Here is a 13,450-nt window from a genome sequence, read left to right on the forward strand (position 1 = left end):
TCAACCCCTTTCACCGGAAATGGCCACCGGCCCCAGCGGATACGGCTTGCCCTGGTCGTTGGCCCATTCCAGATACGCGCCCCGCGCGCCGGGAAAGCCGATGTGCTTCCAGCCCACCATCTGGTGGTTGCCGCCGTACATCGGGTCGGCCAGAAAGCCTTCCTTGGTGTTCTGCAGCAAGAAGGTGAAGAAGTCGCGCAGCTCCGCGCGCAGGCCCAGCTGGCCGGCCTGCAGCGTCTTGAGCACCTCGTCCTGCGCCGCTTCGTCCAGCACGGCAAAGGGCTTGCCCTTGTTCAGCGTGCACCAGCCATCGACGGCCGCAATGGCCTCGCGGTAAATCTGCGCCGGCGCCAGGGGCGACTGAAAGCCCCGCTGCGGGTCCGCGTTGGGGTCGTGCGGGCCGCCCATGAACCAGTCGCTGCCTTTGCCGAAATCACCGGCCATCTGCCGGTCGATGAACACCGGCACCTGCGCCTCGATCGCGCCCGGCCCGTCGCCGCCCGACGGGATCAGGCGCGCGCAGGCCGCGCGCACGAAGGCCCACTCGGCACCGCTGAAGTACACCGGCTTGTACTCGTCCAGCAGCGCCTTGGCCGCTTGCGTGGCCGACGGCCCGCCGGCCAGCAGCACCGCCCCGCTGCCCACCGCCGCCTTCAGCATGAAGCGCCGGTTGGGCCGGCTTTCCGGCGGCTTCAACGCATGCCATGTGGTGGGTGGCTGCCGATCGTCGTTCATTTGCGCGCTCCCTCGCATCGCGAAAGTTCAGGCGGGGTCACCGTATCACAACTTCCGTGAACGCGCCGGCGCCCGCGCTGTCCACGGCGCCAGAACCCTGGACCGGGCCCGAGAGGGACTCGATCGACTCGCCGGGCAAGCGGGCGCGCGCGGTCCACCGAAAGACCCAAGCCATTCGTCCGGGACCCGCCCCCGAGCACGTTCACCCATGTAATTCCTTGGACTTCGTCCCGCGAACCGCCGTATCTCCCGGCGCCTTGCCGCGTGAACTTGTTCACGGAACGTCGAAAGCCGCTGAGCACCCCTGTCGTTGCCCCGCGACAGCGTGTTGTTTTGCACAGATTTTGAGCAGAAAAAATTAGGTGCCGCGGCCACTTCGCCCCTAAGATTCGCCGCCCGCAAAGACTACTTTTTACTTCCGGGTCTTTGCTCACCGATACCCATTGATCACCCCATAAACCTCCGCGGCACGCCGCACGAAAGTCCACACATCATGAATAAGCAACTCATCGCCAAGCTGGCCCTGATCGCCCTGGGCACCGTCGCCGGTGCGGCGCACGCCGACCAGACCACGAGCAGTTTCGTGGTCAAGATGACCATCACCAAGACCTGCAAGGTCAACACCGCCTCGATCGCCGACATCGACCTGGGAACCGTGGCCGCCACGGACGTCGCGGTCAGCCAGACCGGCAGCACCACCTTCAAGGTCAACTGCTCGAAGGGCACCCCGTTCTACATCGGCCTGGCACCGTCGAACGGCAATGCGAATGGAGCCGGCGTGATGTCGGGCACCGGCAGCAACACCGACAAGGTGCCCTACAACCTGTATTCGGACTCCGGCTATTCGACCGTCTGGGGCAATACCGCCACCACGACCGCGGTGGGTAACGGCAAGCAGGGCACCGGCAAGGGCATGTCCAACACGCCCACGGACAACACCGTTTCGTTCATTGCCTACGCCAAGGCCACCAATTCCGACTTCACCCCGGACAGTTACAAGGACACCGTGACGGTCAACGTCAACTACTGATCGGGCGCGCTGCTTGCACTCGGCCGGGCTTTTCGTGCGTCTTCGCCCCATCGCCCAAGCCGCCCTGCTGGCCTTGTGCGCCGGCGCGACGGCAGCCCAGGCGGGGCAAGCCAGCCTGACGTTCCCGGTTCGGCTGCGAGTGCTGTCCACCTGTCTGGTGTCGGCACAGCCCCCTCACGGCGTTCTGCTCGATGCACCGGTGGCAACAGGCGGCAGCGCGTCGGCCCTGCTGATCCGCTGCTCGCGCAAGACGCCGTTTGCCATCGCCCTGTCCGCACCGGACACGGCCGGCCTGGCGGCCACGGGGCGCGGCATGGACGCCATCAGTGCCACGCTGGCGGCAGACACCGTGCGCGCGAGCAGCACCGCCGAATCACCCGTGACGGTCCACGTGGACTATTGACTCGGTCCTCTTCTTCCTCAGGCATCCCATGCGCCGATTTCTCTCCTGCGTCCTCGCCGGCGCGGCCCTGCTGGCAGGCACCTCGGCCAGCGCCAGCGGCCTGCAAGTGGCCCCGGTGTCCATCGACGTGCCGGCCACGCAAAACGCCGAGGGCCTGTGGCTGTCCAACACCGGCGACACCCCGGTGCGCGCGCAGGTGCGCGTGTTCCGCTGGACGCAGGAAAACGACGCCGACCAGCTGACGCCCACCAAGGAGCTTTTGGCCAGCCCGCCCATGATCGAGCTGGCCGTGGGCGAGCGCCAGCTGATCCGCGCCATTCGCCTGGGCGCGCCGCCCACCGGCGGCGCCGAGCAGGCCTACCGCCTCATCATCGACGAGCTGCCCAGCGAAGACCCGGCGCGCAAGGGCCTGCAATACGTGCTGCGCTACTCGGTGCCGGTGTTCGTGCAGCCCTTGGGCGCGCCGGCCAGCGAGCCGCAGCTGCAATGGGCGCTGCAGCGCGAGGGCGACAAGACCTTGCTGGAAGTGGCCAACAGCGGCGGCACGCACGCGCAGCTGGCCGACCTGACCTACATCGACCCCGCCGGCCAGCGCACCCCCGTGGCGCCCGGCCTGCTGGGCTACGCCCTGCCGGGCGCGCGCATGCGCTGGGCCCTCAAGCTGCCGGCCGCGGCGCAGCAAGCGGGCGGCCGCTGGGAAGCAATGATCAATGGCAAGACCGACCAAAGCGTCCCGCTGGCCGAGCGTCCTCGCTGAGGCCCTGCTGCTGGCGCCGGCCTTGCTGGCCTTGCCCGCCCACGCCGCCGATGCCCCGGCGGTCGCGGCGGGCGCGGTGCTGGGCGCGGCCGAGCCCAGCCTGGCGGGCGCGAGCGGCCACGACGTGTACCTGGACGTCACGCTCAACGGCAGCGCGCGCGGCCTGGTGCACTTTGGCGAGCGCGCCGGCCAGCTCTGGGCCTCGGCGGCCAGCCTGCGCGCGCTCGGCTTCGTGCTGCCCGTGGACAGCCCCGATCCGGTGGCGCTGCGCGACCTGCCCGGCGTGCAGCAGCAGTACGACCGCGCCCTGCAGCGCGCCGTCCTGATCGCGCCGCTGGAGCTGCTCAAGCTGCCCGAGACCACGCTCACCGTGCCGGGCATCGCGGCACAGCCCGTCAGCAGCGCGCCCGGCCTGCTGCTCAACTATGACCTCTACGGTGCGCGCAGCCAAGGCGCGGGCTCGGCCAGCACCGGCTCGTTGAGCGCCTTCACCGAGCTGCGCGCCTTCGGCAACTGGGGTGTGCTGAGCAACACGATGCTGGCGCGCAGCACGCACGGCAACGTGGACACCCAGCAGCAGCCCCGCACCGTGCGGCTGGACACCAGCTGGTCCCAGTCCTGGCCCGATCGCCTGCTGACGGTGCGCGTGGGCGACACCTTGACCCAGGCCCTGCCGTGGACGCGCGCCACGCGCATCGGCGGCATCCAGATCGGCAGCAACTTCGCGCTGCAACCCTACCTGAGCACCACGCCCGTGCCCTCGCTGCTGGGCTCGGCGACGCTGCCCTCGCAGCTGGACCTGTACGTCAACGGCATGCGCCAGTACAACGGCCAGGTGCCGGCCGGCCCGTTTCAGCTCAACACCCTGCCCAGTATCAGCGGCGCCGGCAACGCGCAGGTGGTGCTGACCGACGCGTTCGGGCGCAGCACGACGCTCAATTTCTCGCTCTACGGCACGCAGCAGCTGCTCAAGCCGGGCCTGACCAGCTGGTCGGTCGAGCTGGGGCGCGTGCGCCAGAACTACGGCCTGGTCTCCAACGACTACGGCCACGACCCCATGCTGAGCGGCAGCTGGCGCCGCGGCCTGAGCGACACCCTGACGGTGGCCGCCCACGCCGAGGCCACGCGCGGGTTGACCAACGTGGGCGCCGACGCAGCCTGGCTGCTGGGCAACGCCGGCGTGGCCAGCGGCGCGCTGGCCGGCTCCAGCGGCGGCGGCCAGCACGGCACGCAGCTGAACCTGGGCTACAACTGGAACAACGAGCGCTTCAACGTCGCCTTCACCGGCACGCGCACGCAGGGCCAATACCGCGACGTGGCGGCGCAAAGCGGCACCGCGCTGGCGCGCGCCAGCGGCAGCGCCACCGTGGGCTACAACGCGGGCGACATCGGCAGCTTCTCGCTCAGCTACCTCTATCAAAACTACCCCGGCCAGGCCGCCGCGCGCTACGCCAGCGCCGGCTGGTTCAAGTCGCTGGGCCGGCAGGCCACGCTCTCGCTCACCGCCAACCGCGACCTGAGCGATCGCAAGCTCTACAGCGTGTTCGTCAACCTCAGCTGGGCGCTGGACAGCCGCACCAGTCTCAGCAGCGGCGTGCAGCGCGACAACGGCGGCACCCAGATCACGGCCAGCGCCAGCCACGCCACGCCCAGCGACGGCGGCTGGGGCTGGAACGCGATGGCGCGCGCCGGCAGCGGCCAGCATGGCGCGCAGGGCGAGGTCAACTACCTGGGCACCTACGGGCGCTACGCCGCCGGCGTGAACGTGATGAACGGCGCCAGCACCGCGTATGGCGACGCCAACGGCGCGCTGGTCTTCATGGGCGGGCACCTGTTTGCGGCGCGCCCCATCTACGACGCCTTCGCCCTGGTGTCCACCGACGGCGTGGCCGGCGTGCCCGTGCGGCTGGAAAACCGCCCCATCGGCACCACCGACGCCAGCGGCCACCTGCTGGTCACGCCGCTGAACGCCTGGCAGAACAACAAGCTGGGCATCAACCCCATGGACCTGCCGGCCGACCTGCGCATCGACCGCGTGGAAGCCATCGCCACCCCGCCCGACCGCGCCGGCACGCTGGTGCAGTTCGGCATCACCCCGGTGCGCTCGGCGCTGGTGATCCTGGTCGACGCCGCCGGCCAGCCGCTGCCGCTGGGCAGCGCCGTCACGGTCAACGGCCAATCGAGCAAGGCGGTGGTGGGCTATGACGGCGAGGTCTATCTGGACACGCTGGACGAACACAACCAATTGGCCGCGCAAACCCCTGCCGGCCGTTGCAGCGTACGCTTGAACTACCGCAAGGACGCCGACGGCGCCATTCCCCGCATCGGCCCGCTGCGCTGCACCCCGGAGACCCGGCCATGAAACTGTCGCTGCGATCCTTTTTCCTCGGCACGCTCCCTGCCATCGGTGTGCTGCTGGTGTCGATGCTGGCAAGCGCTCCGGCACACGCTGTCCTCACTTGCACCGCCGCGATGACCGACGTCAATTTCGGCTCCGTCAACCCGCTGTCGAGTCAGGCCGACGCCGTCGCGAGCCTGACCTACAACTGCAGCAAGAACGACGGGGGAACCGATTCCGCCATGGTGTGCTTTCACATCGGCGAACCATTGGGCCGGCAATGGAACCCGCGGCTGATGCTGAGCGGCTCCAACACGCTTCAGTTCCAGCTCTACCAGGACCCCGGCCGCTCGGTGATCTGGGGCAGCTACGGCTTTGGTTCGGCCACGCCCGCAGCCGTCCAGTTCACGCTGGTTGGGAGCAGTGGCGCCGGCTCCAGGACCAGCGGCACGATCCCGCTGTACGGCCGCGTCGTCGGCGGGCAAACGGGTGCGATCCCCGGCAACTACACCGACGTCTATCAGCAGGTCGACACCGCCATTTCAATCAACGCGGTCACGGGCAGCACCCCGCCGAGCACCTGCCCCAGCACCTATCAAGGCAGCTATTTCCCCTTCACCGTCAGCGCCACCGTCACCAAGCAATGCGTGGTGAACGCCGTCTCCGACGTCGACCTGGGCACCGTCCCCGCCAGCGCCACCAACGTCGCCAACAACGGCAACATCAGCATCACCTGCAGCAACACCACGCCGTATTACGTCGGCCTGCGTCCGTCCAACAACAGCACCGTGGGCGCCGGCCTGATGTCCGCCCCCGCGGGCAACACCGACAAGGTGCCGTATCAGCTGTACCAGAACGCCGGCATGACCACCCTCTGGGGCAATACCGCCACGGCCTCCAGCGCCGGCAACGGCGTGGCCGGCAGCGGCACCGGCGTCGCCAAATCCCACACGGTATACGTGCGCGCGCCCTCGGCCGACTACCAGCCCGACAGCTACAGCGACACGGTGACGGTGGTCGTCAATTACTGAGCGCCACCGAAGCCCGCCGGCGCGCAAGCAGTGGCGCCCGCTCGGGTGCGCGTCATGTCGGGTGACGCTTCGCCAACCCGACGTACAGGGTTGTAGCGATTGATGGACAAGCGACGACAGCTATCATTTCAGGATCATGTCGGGTTACGCTTCGCCGACCCGACCGACTGCGTTGCACGCCGCCCAAGGTCTTCGCAGGTCGGGTTGAGGCACGAAAACCCGACGTTCGGCCCCCAACAACCGCGCAATTCACCCGCGCAATGCCGCCGCGTGATGCGCCACGTGCTCGCCCATGAAGCTGGCGATGAAGTAGTAGCTGTGGTCGTAGCCCGGCTGCATGCGCAGGGTGATCGGGTGGCCCACTTGGGCGCACGCCGCCTGCAGCAAATCCGGGCGCAGCTGCGGCAAAAATTCGTCGGCCTCGCCCTGGTCGATGAGCAGCGGCAGGCGCTCGCCGCGGGCTTGGGCAATCAGCGCCGCGGCGTCCCATTCGGCCCAGGCTTTCGGGTCATCGCCCAGATACGCCGCCAGCGCCTTTTGCCCCCAGGGCACCTGCGCCGGCGCGGCAATGGGTGCAAAGGCCGACACGCTGCGATACCGCCCCGGATGGCGCAGCGCGGTGACCAGTGCGCCGTGCCCGCCCATGCTGTGGCCGAAGATGCCGCGCGCGTCGGTGGCGGGAAAGTGCTGCTCGATGAGCGCCGGCAATTCCTCGGCCACGTAGTCCTGCATTTGAAAGTGATTGGCCCAGGGCGGCTGCGTGGCGTTGACGTAAAAGCCCGCGCCCTGGCCCAGGTCGTAGGCCGCGTCGTCGGGCACGCCGGGGCCGCGCGGGCTGGTGTCGGGCGCGACAACGATCAGGCCGTGGCGAGCGGCGTGCTGCTGCGCGCCGGCCTTGGTGATGAAGTTCTGCTCGGTGCAGGTCAGGCCCGAGAGCCAGTACAGCACCGCGCAGCGCTCGCCCGCCAGCGCCTGCGGCGGCAGATAGACGCCCAGGCGCATATCGCAGTGCGTGCTGCGGCTGGCGTGCTGCCACACCTCTTGCCGGCCACCAAAACTGGCGTGTTGTTCGATGCGTTCCACGTTGCTCGCCCCAATCTATCAATTCAATAGCATGTTGCGCTTGCCCACGGCCGGCCAAGCACCGATTGGACCGAAAATCAAGCGAAATGCACCACCGAGCGAATCGACTCGCCCGCGTGCATCAAGTCGAACGCGCGGTTGATCTCATGCAGCGGCATGGTGTGCGTGACAAACGGCGCGAGCTGGATGCGACCGGCCATGGCGTCTTCGACGATGCCGGGCAACTGGCTGCGCCCCTTGACGCCGCCAAACGCCGTGCCCAGCCAGCGGCGGCCGGTGACGAGCTGAAACGGCCGCGTGCTGATTTCCTGCCCCGCGCCGGCCACGCCGATGATGACCGACTGACCCCAGCCGCGGTGCGCGCATTCCAGCGCCGCGCGCATCACATTCACGTTGCCGATGCATTCAAAGCTGTGGTCCACGCCCCAGGTGGTCATCTCGACGATGACCTGCTGGATGGGCTTGTCATGGTCCTTGGGGTTGACGCAGTCGGTCGCGCCGAAGGTCTTGGCCAGCGCGAACTTGTCGGGGTTCATGTCGATGGCGATGATGCGTCCGGCCCCGGCCAGCTTGGCGCCTTGCACCACCGCCAGGCCGATGCCACCCAGGCCAAACACCGCCACGCTGTCGCCGGGCTGCACCTTGGCCGTGTTCTTGACGGCGCCCAGGCCCGTGGTCACGCCGCAGCCCAGCAGGCACACCTGCTCGGGATTGGCGCCGGGGTTGACCTTGGCCAGCGACACCTCAGCCACCACCGTGTATTCGCTGAAGGTGGAGCAGCCCATGTAGTGATAGATCGGCTGGCCCTTGTACGAAAAGCGCGTCGTGCCGTCGGGCATCACGCCCTTGCCCTGCGTGGCGCGCACGGCCACGCACAGGTTGGTCTTGCCGCTCTTGCAGAACAGGCATTCGCCGCACTCGGCGGTGTACAGCGGAATCACGTGGTCGCCCGGTTTGACGGACGTCACGCCCTCGCCGCACTCGACGACGATTCCCGCGCCCTCGTGGCCCAGCACGGCGGGGAACACGCCCTCCGGGTCGTCCCCGCTCAGGGTGAAGGCGTCGGTGTGGCACACGCCGGTGTGGGTGATGCGGACCAGCACCTCGCCCTTCTTGGGCGGGGCCACGTCAAGCTCGACGATCTGCAGGGGTTGGCCGGCCTGAAAGGCAACGGCGGCGCGGGATTTCATGGGGCGGACTCCTCAGGGGCAAACACCCCGAGTCTAGCCCGCAGCGCCCCGCGCCAGGTGCCCGCGGCTCAGCCCAGGCCGATGGGCGACGGCGCCGCCATCACGATGCGCGAGAACAGGCGCTCGTAGTCCTTCTCGGGCGCGTGATGGCCCGTCAGCGGATCGCGGTTGGCCTCGAACGCCGCGTCCAGCGCCTTCCAGTCCTCGGCCGTCAGGTGCTTGACGGCGGCGGGCAGGATCTCCTGCTCCTCCAGGTGCATGTGCGCCAGGTACAGATCGACATAGCGCGTGAAGGCCTTGGTGAAGGCGGCGCGCCGGCTCTCGCCCATCAGCTCCCACGCGATCAAGAGGTGCTGCAAATCGCGCACCGCCTTTTCGGTGTATTCGTGGTCGTGGTCCAGCCGGGCGATGGCCGTGGCCGTCTCGGGCGCGGCCTTGAGCACGCGCGGAAACAGCAGCTCCGTCTCCTTGGGATGATGCAGGCGCTCGGGAAACTCGTCGATGTAGAACAGCATCGCACGCAACACGTCGAAGAAGTTGCGCGCATCGTCCTGCGGCCCGCGCTCGACCAGCATGCGCGTGGACTGCAACATGGCGGCCAGCGACGAATGCTCATCGCGAATGATCTTCAGGCTGCTGGGGGTCATGACAAGTCTCCTCGGTTGCGTTCAGTCTAGTGCGCCCGTCCGCTTTTGAAACTGACATGGATCAAGGCCCGCACAGACAGGGCCATCAGGCCTGCGGCGGCCGCCAGCGCTTGAGCAGCAGCGCATTGCTCATCACGCTGACCGACGACAGCGCCATCGCCCCGCCCGCCAGCACCGGGTTGAGATAGCCCAGCGCCGCCAGCGGAATGCCGGCCGCGTTGTAGACGAAGGCCCAGAACAGGTTCTGCCGGATCTTGGCCACCGTGCGGTGCGACACGTCCAGCGCCGCCGCCACCAGGCCCACGTCGCCGCGCATCAGCGTGATGCCGGCCGCGTGCATGGCCACGTCGGTGCCGCTGCCCATGGCCAGGCCCACGTCGGCCGCAGCCAGCGCGGGCGCGTCGTTGACGCCGTCGCCGACCATGGCGACGACATGACGGTCTTCACCCCTTCCCCCTCTGGGGGAAGGTTGGGATGGGGGCCAGGGCGCATCCACGACCATGCCGTCTTTTTCATCGCCGCTGGCCCCCACCCCAACCCTCCCCCAGCGGGGGAGGGAGTCAACGCCACCCTGCAACGCCCGCACCGCCTGCGCCTTGTCCCCCGGCAGCACCTCGGCCATCACCTCGCCGGCCTCGGGGCGCATGCCCAGGCGGCGCGCCATGGCCTCGGCCGCGCCGCGGTTGTCGCCCGAGATCATCACCGTGCGCACGCCGCGCGCGTGCAGGCGTTCGATGGCCGCGCGCGCGCCGGGCTTGGGCTCGTCGCCAAAGGCCAGCAGAGCCAGCGGGCGCGGGGTCGCGTTGGCTTCATCCTGCACCGCAACTATCGAAACCGTAGCGCCCTGCGCTTGATGGTCAAGCGCCAGAGCCTCAAAAGGCTTCAAATCTGCGCCCAGCTCGCGCAGCCAGCGCTGGCTGCCCACCAGCACGCGCTGGCCGTCCACCACGCCCTCGCTGCCATGGCCGGGCACGGCGCGCACGTCTTGGGGCCTGTCGATGGCCACGCCCCGCTCGCGCGCCATCGCCAGCACCGCGCGCGCCAGCGGGTGCTCGCTGCCGCTTTGCAGGCTGGCGGCCAGGCGCAGCACCTCGCCCTCATCCACACCCGGCGCTGGCAGCAGTGCCAGCAGGCGCGGCTGGCCCACGGTCAGCGTGCCGGTCTTGTCGAAGGCCACCGTGTCCACCCGGTGCGCCACCTCCAGCGCCTCGGCGTCCTTGATCAGGATGCCGAATTTGGCCGCCACCCCCGTGCCCGCCATGATGGCCGTGGGCGTGGCCAGGCCCAGCGCGCAGGGGCAGGCAATCACCAGCACCGCCACGGCGCGGATGATGGCCGGCTCCAGCCCCAGGCCGGCCAGCCACCAGCCGATGAAGGTCAGCAGCGCGATGCCGATGACCACCGGCACGAAGATCGCCGAGACCTTGTCCACCAGCCGCTGCACCGGCGCCTTGCCGGCCTGCGCATCTTCCACCAGGCGGATGATGTGGGCCAGCACGCTCTCGCTGCCCGCGGCCGTCACCCGCAGCACCACCCGGCCGTCGCCGTTGATCGAGCCGCCCGTCAGCGCATCGCCCACGCCCTTGGCCACCGGCAGCGGCTCGCCCGTCAGCATCGACTCGTCCACCTGCGTCGCGCCTTCCTCGACCTTGCCATCGGCCGGCACGCGCTCGCCGGGGCGCACGGCCAGCTTGTCGCCCGCGCGCAGCTCGTCCACCGGTATTTCTTTTTCGCCATCGAAGTCGATCAGATGCGCCAGCTCGGGCCGCAGCGCATGCAGCGCGCGGATGGCCGCCGTCGTCTGCCGCTTGGCGCGCGACTCCAGCCACTTGCCCAGCAGCACCAGCGTGACGACCACCGCCGCGCTTTCAAAATACAGGTGCGCGTGCTCGCCATGGCCCGAAAACAGCCACAGCCACACCGACAGCGCCCACGCCGCCGTGGTGCCCAGCGCCACCAGCAAATCCATGTTGCCCGTGCCCGCCTTCAGCGCGCCCCAGGCCGCCTTGTAAAAACGCGCGCCCAGCCAGAACTGCACGGGTGTGGCCAGCGCAAACTGCACCCAGGCCGGCGGCATCCAGCTCACGCCCAAGGGCATCAGCAGCATGGGCAACAGCAGCGGCGCACACAGCAAAAGGCCAATCCCCACCGGCGCAAAGCCGGCCCAGGGCGATGCATCCGCCGCGTCGATGGCCGCGTTGGCCGCGCGCGGCTCATAGCCCGCATCGCGCACCGCGCGGCGCAGTTGCGGCCCCAGGTCGGCCCCGCCCGCCACGGTGATGCGCGCGCTTTCGGTCGCCAGGTTGACCGCCGCCTGCTGCACGCCCGGCACCTTGGCCAGGGCCCGCTCCACGCGGGCCACGCAGCTGGCGCAGGTCATGCCGCCCACGCCCAAGTCCACCGTCGATGTTGCGTTTGATGTGTTCATGGAAGGCAGTTTGAAGCCTGCCATCATGGCAAGGTCAAGTGCTTTGTGCGCACAACGAACTCAGAACGCCAGCAAAGCAGTTCAACCCTCCTGCATTGCTGCTCTATTCGTAGTGGGTCCACATCCGCAGCACCTTGACCGTGCGCTGCTCCGACAGCACCTGGTACACCAAGCGGTGCTGGATGTTGATGCGCCGTGAATAAGCGCCGGCCAAGTCACCCACCAGTTTTTCGTATGGCGGAGGCATATGAAACGGGTCTTGGGCGAGCACGGCCAACAAGACTTGCGCCTTGTCCTTAAGCCCGGCGGCGCTCAGCTTTCGTGCGTCCTTCTGCGCTTGCTTGGCATAGACGACTTGCCACGTCACCAATCCAGCTCCGTGGCGCAGGAGTCGGTGGGCTCGGCCATGCCGGACTTGATCGACTCGCGCATGTTAGGCACCGACAGCAAATACAGGGTCTCCTGGATGGCGGCCCAATCCTCTTGCGCCAGCAACACCGAATTGCTGCGCTTGCCGGAGATAAAAATGGGCTCGTGCGACTGCGCCGCCTGATCCATCAACCGGTAGAAATTGGCGCGCGCTTCGCTGGCGGTCAAGGTAGACATGGCGATCTCCAAATGTCTTACTATCGTACGACAAATCGTACGAAATTGCAAATCCCACACCTCAGTTTCACAGCACATCCAGCGGACTCAAAATGCCCCGCCCGCCCTTGTTCAGCACATGGGTGTAAATCATCGTCGTGCTCACATCCGCGTGCCCCAGCAACTCCTGCACCGTGCGAATGTCATAACCCGCCTGCAGCAAATGCGTGGCAAACGAATGGCGCAGCACGTGCGGCGACACCGGCTTGCCAATGCCTGCCACCCGCGCTGCGTCGCGCACCGCACGCTGCACCGACTCGGGATACACATGGTGGCGCCGCTCCAGCGCCTGGCCCGTGCGCGCATCCGGGCGCGGGTCCATCGAGCGCACCGGCGACGGAAACACCCACTGCCAGGCCCAGCTCGTATCCGCGTTGGGGTACTTCACCGCCAGCGCATGCGGCAGCCAAACCCGCCCAAAACCCGCCGCCAAATCCTTCTCGTGGAGCGCGCGCGCCTTTTGCAACTGCGCTTGAAGGGGCGCAATCAAGTTCTCAGGCAGCACCGTCACCCGGTCCTTGTTGCCCTTGCCCTCGCGCACCACAATCTCGCGCCGCGCAAACTCCACATCCTTCACGCGCAGGCGCAGCCCCTCCAGCAGGCGCATACCCGTGCCGTAGAGCAGCTGCGCAATCAGCCCCGCCACCCCTTCCACGTGCAGCATCAAATCGCGCACCTCGCCCGGCGTCAGCACCACCGGCAGGCGCTGCCCCCGCTTGGCCTGCACCACTTCATCCAGCCAAGGCAAGTCAATCCCCAGCACCTGCTTGTACAAATACAGCAGCGCCGCCTTGGCCTGGTTTTGTGTTGACGCCGACACCTGCCGATCAACAGCCAGGTGGCTCAAAAACGCCTCCACCTCCACCGCACCCATCTCGCGCGGATGCCGCTTGTTGTGGTACAAAATGAAACGCCGCGCCCAGTGGATATAGGCCTCCTCGGTGCGGATGCTGTAGTGGCGCGTGCGCAAATGCGTGCGCAACTGCTCCAGCAGCTTGGGCGGGCGAGGGGCTTCTGTAGGGCCGGACGGGTTTGCAGGGAGCCGTTCCATCCGGGAAATTTTAGGTTTGCGTAAATGAAATCATGCTGGGGTTTACCCATGAGAACGCGCCGGACCCGTTGTTTTACCCGACGAAAACCCCTACCATCACCTCCGTCTAATT

General features: G+C 68.0%; 13 protein-coding genes. 5 read left to right on the forward strand and 8 right to left on the reverse strand.

The genetic code is table 11. The features are described 5' to 3' along the window. On the reverse strand, positions 1-735 hold the full coding sequence (locus tag U1F38_RS05985) for a gluconate 2-dehydrogenase subunit 3 family protein (RefSeq protein WP_409986130.1): 735 nt from the start codon (positions 733-735) through the stop codon (positions 1-3). A 493-nt stretch (positions 736-1,228) separates the two neighbouring features. On the opposite strand from U1F38_RS05985, the gene U1F38_RS05990 reads away from it, so the two are divergent. The 5 genes from U1F38_RS05990 to U1F38_RS06010 are packed head-to-tail and all read left to right on the forward strand — an operon-like array spanning position 1,229 to position 6,294. Next, a complete protein-coding gene (locus U1F38_RS05990; RefSeq protein WP_409986131.1) occupies positions 1,229-1,765 on the forward strand; it encodes a spore coat U domain-containing protein in 537 nt (178 codons plus the stop codon). A 34-nt stretch (positions 1,766-1,799) separates the two neighbouring features. Further along, positions 1,800-2,168: a hypothetical protein gene (locus U1F38_RS05995; RefSeq protein ID WP_409986132.1), complete on the forward strand. Its 369-nt coding sequence runs from the start codon at positions 1,800-1,802 to the stop codon at positions 2,166-2,168. 28 nt (positions 2,169-2,196) lie between these two features. Next, positions 2,197-2,925: a molecular chaperone gene (locus U1F38_RS06000; RefSeq protein ID WP_409986133.1), complete on the forward strand. Its 729-nt coding sequence runs from the start codon at positions 2,197-2,199 to the stop codon at positions 2,923-2,925. Next, positions 2,879-5,287 carry a fimbria/pilus outer membrane usher protein gene (locus tag U1F38_RS06005; protein ID WP_409986134.1) on the forward strand — a complete coding sequence of 803 codons (2,409 nt, stop codon included), beginning with the start codon at positions 2,879-2,881 and terminating at the stop codon, positions 5,285-5,287. Before U1F38_RS06000 ends, U1F38_RS06005 begins: the two co-directional genes overlap by 47 nt. Further along, a complete protein-coding gene (locus tag U1F38_RS06010) occupies positions 5,284-6,294 on the forward strand; it encodes a spore coat protein U domain-containing protein (protein WP_409986135.1) in 1,011 nt (336 codons plus the stop codon). The genes U1F38_RS06005 and U1F38_RS06010 overlap by 4 nt, the downstream gene beginning before the upstream one ends. A gap of 249 nt (positions 6,295-6,543) precedes the next feature. Here U1F38_RS06010 and fghA read toward each other — a convergent pair whose 3' ends face one another. From fghA to U1F38_RS06045, 7 genes are all read right to left on the reverse strand, one after another. Then, entirely contained in the window at positions 6,544-7,377 is an 834-nt protein-coding gene (fghA, locus tag U1F38_RS06015) for an S-formylglutathione hydrolase (RefSeq protein ID WP_409986136.1), read from the reverse strand. Between the two features lie 77 nt (positions 7,378-7,454). Beyond that, positions 7,455-8,567 carry an S-(hydroxymethyl)glutathione dehydrogenase/class III alcohol dehydrogenase gene (locus U1F38_RS06020; protein ID WP_409986137.1) on the reverse strand — a complete coding sequence of 371 codons (1,113 nt, stop codon included), beginning with the start codon at positions 8,565-8,567 and terminating at the stop codon, positions 7,455-7,457. 68 nt (positions 8,568-8,635) lie between these two features. After that, positions 8,636-9,214, reverse strand: a complete 579-nt coding sequence (locus U1F38_RS06025) for a hemerythrin domain-containing protein (RefSeq protein WP_409986138.1) — start codon at positions 9,212-9,214, stop codon at positions 8,636-8,638. An 85-nt stretch (positions 9,215-9,299) separates the two neighbouring features. After that, positions 9,300-11,642, reverse strand: coding sequence for a heavy metal translocating P-type ATPase (locus U1F38_RS06030; RefSeq protein WP_409986139.1), 2,343 nt, complete (start codon positions 11,640-11,642; stop codon positions 9,300-9,302). Between the two features lie 103 nt (positions 11,643-11,745). After that, the gene (locus U1F38_RS06035) at positions 11,746-12,009 is read right to left on the reverse strand and encodes a Txe/YoeB family addiction module toxin (RefSeq protein WP_409986140.1); all 264 of its coding nucleotides are present in this window, start codon (positions 12,007-12,009) and stop codon (positions 11,746-11,748) included. After that, positions 12,006-12,248, reverse strand: coding sequence for a type II toxin-antitoxin system Phd/YefM family antitoxin (locus U1F38_RS06040; protein WP_409986141.1), 243 nt, complete (start codon positions 12,246-12,248; stop codon positions 12,006-12,008). Before U1F38_RS06040 ends, U1F38_RS06035 begins: the two co-directional genes overlap by 4 nt. Positions 12,249-12,315: 67 nt before the next feature. Beyond that, entirely contained in the window at positions 12,316-13,338 is a 1,023-nt protein-coding gene (locus U1F38_RS06045) for an integron integrase (protein WP_409986142.1), read from the reverse strand. Between the last annotated feature and the right edge of the window lie 112 nt (positions 13,339-13,450).

The sequence above is a fragment of the Ottowia sp. genome (assembly GCF_046348305.1).
Lineage (GTDB): Bacteria > Pseudomonadota > Gammaproteobacteria > Burkholderiales > Burkholderiaceae_C > Ottowia.

What these genes read in the sequence shown, in the direction of transcription:
- U1F38_RS05985 (WP_409986130.1), bottom strand. Translation starts at nt 735, where the DNA reads ATGAACGACGATCGGCAGCCACCCACCACATGGCATGCGTTGAAGCCG.
- U1F38_RS05990 (WP_409986131.1), top strand. Translation starts at nt 1,229, where the DNA reads ATGAATAAGCAACTCATCGCCAAGCTGGCCCTGATCGCCCTGGGCACC.
- U1F38_RS06000 (WP_409986133.1), top strand. Translation starts at nt 2,197, where the DNA reads ATGCGCCGATTTCTCTCCTGCGTCCTCGCCGGCGCGGCCCTGCTGGCA.
- U1F38_RS06005 (WP_409986134.1), top strand. Translation starts at nt 2,879, where the DNA reads ATGGCAAGACCGACCAAAGCGTCCCGCTGGCCGAGCGTCCTCGCTGAG.
- U1F38_RS06010 (WP_409986135.1), top strand. Translation starts at nt 5,284, where the DNA reads ATGAAACTGTCGCTGCGATCCTTTTTCCTCGGCACGCTCCCTGCCATC.
- U1F38_RS06020 (WP_409986137.1), bottom strand. Translation starts at nt 8,567, where the DNA reads ATGAAATCCCGCGCCGCCGTTGCCTTTCAGGCCGGCCAACCCCTGCAG.
- U1F38_RS06025 (WP_409986138.1), bottom strand. Translation starts at nt 9,214, where the DNA reads ATGACCCCCAGCAGCCTGAAGATCATTCGCGATGAGCATTCGTCGCTG.
- U1F38_RS06030 (WP_409986139.1), bottom strand. Translation starts at nt 11,642, where the DNA reads ATGAACACATCAAACGCAACATCGACGGTGGACTTGGGCGTGGGCGGC.
- U1F38_RS06040 (WP_409986141.1), bottom strand. Translation starts at nt 12,248, where the DNA reads ATGTCTACCTTGACCGCCAGCGAAGCGCGCGCCAATTTCTACCGGTTG.
- U1F38_RS06045 (WP_409986142.1), bottom strand. Translation starts at nt 13,338, where the DNA reads ATGGAACGGCTCCCTGCAAACCCGTCCGGCCCTACAGAAGCCCCTCGC.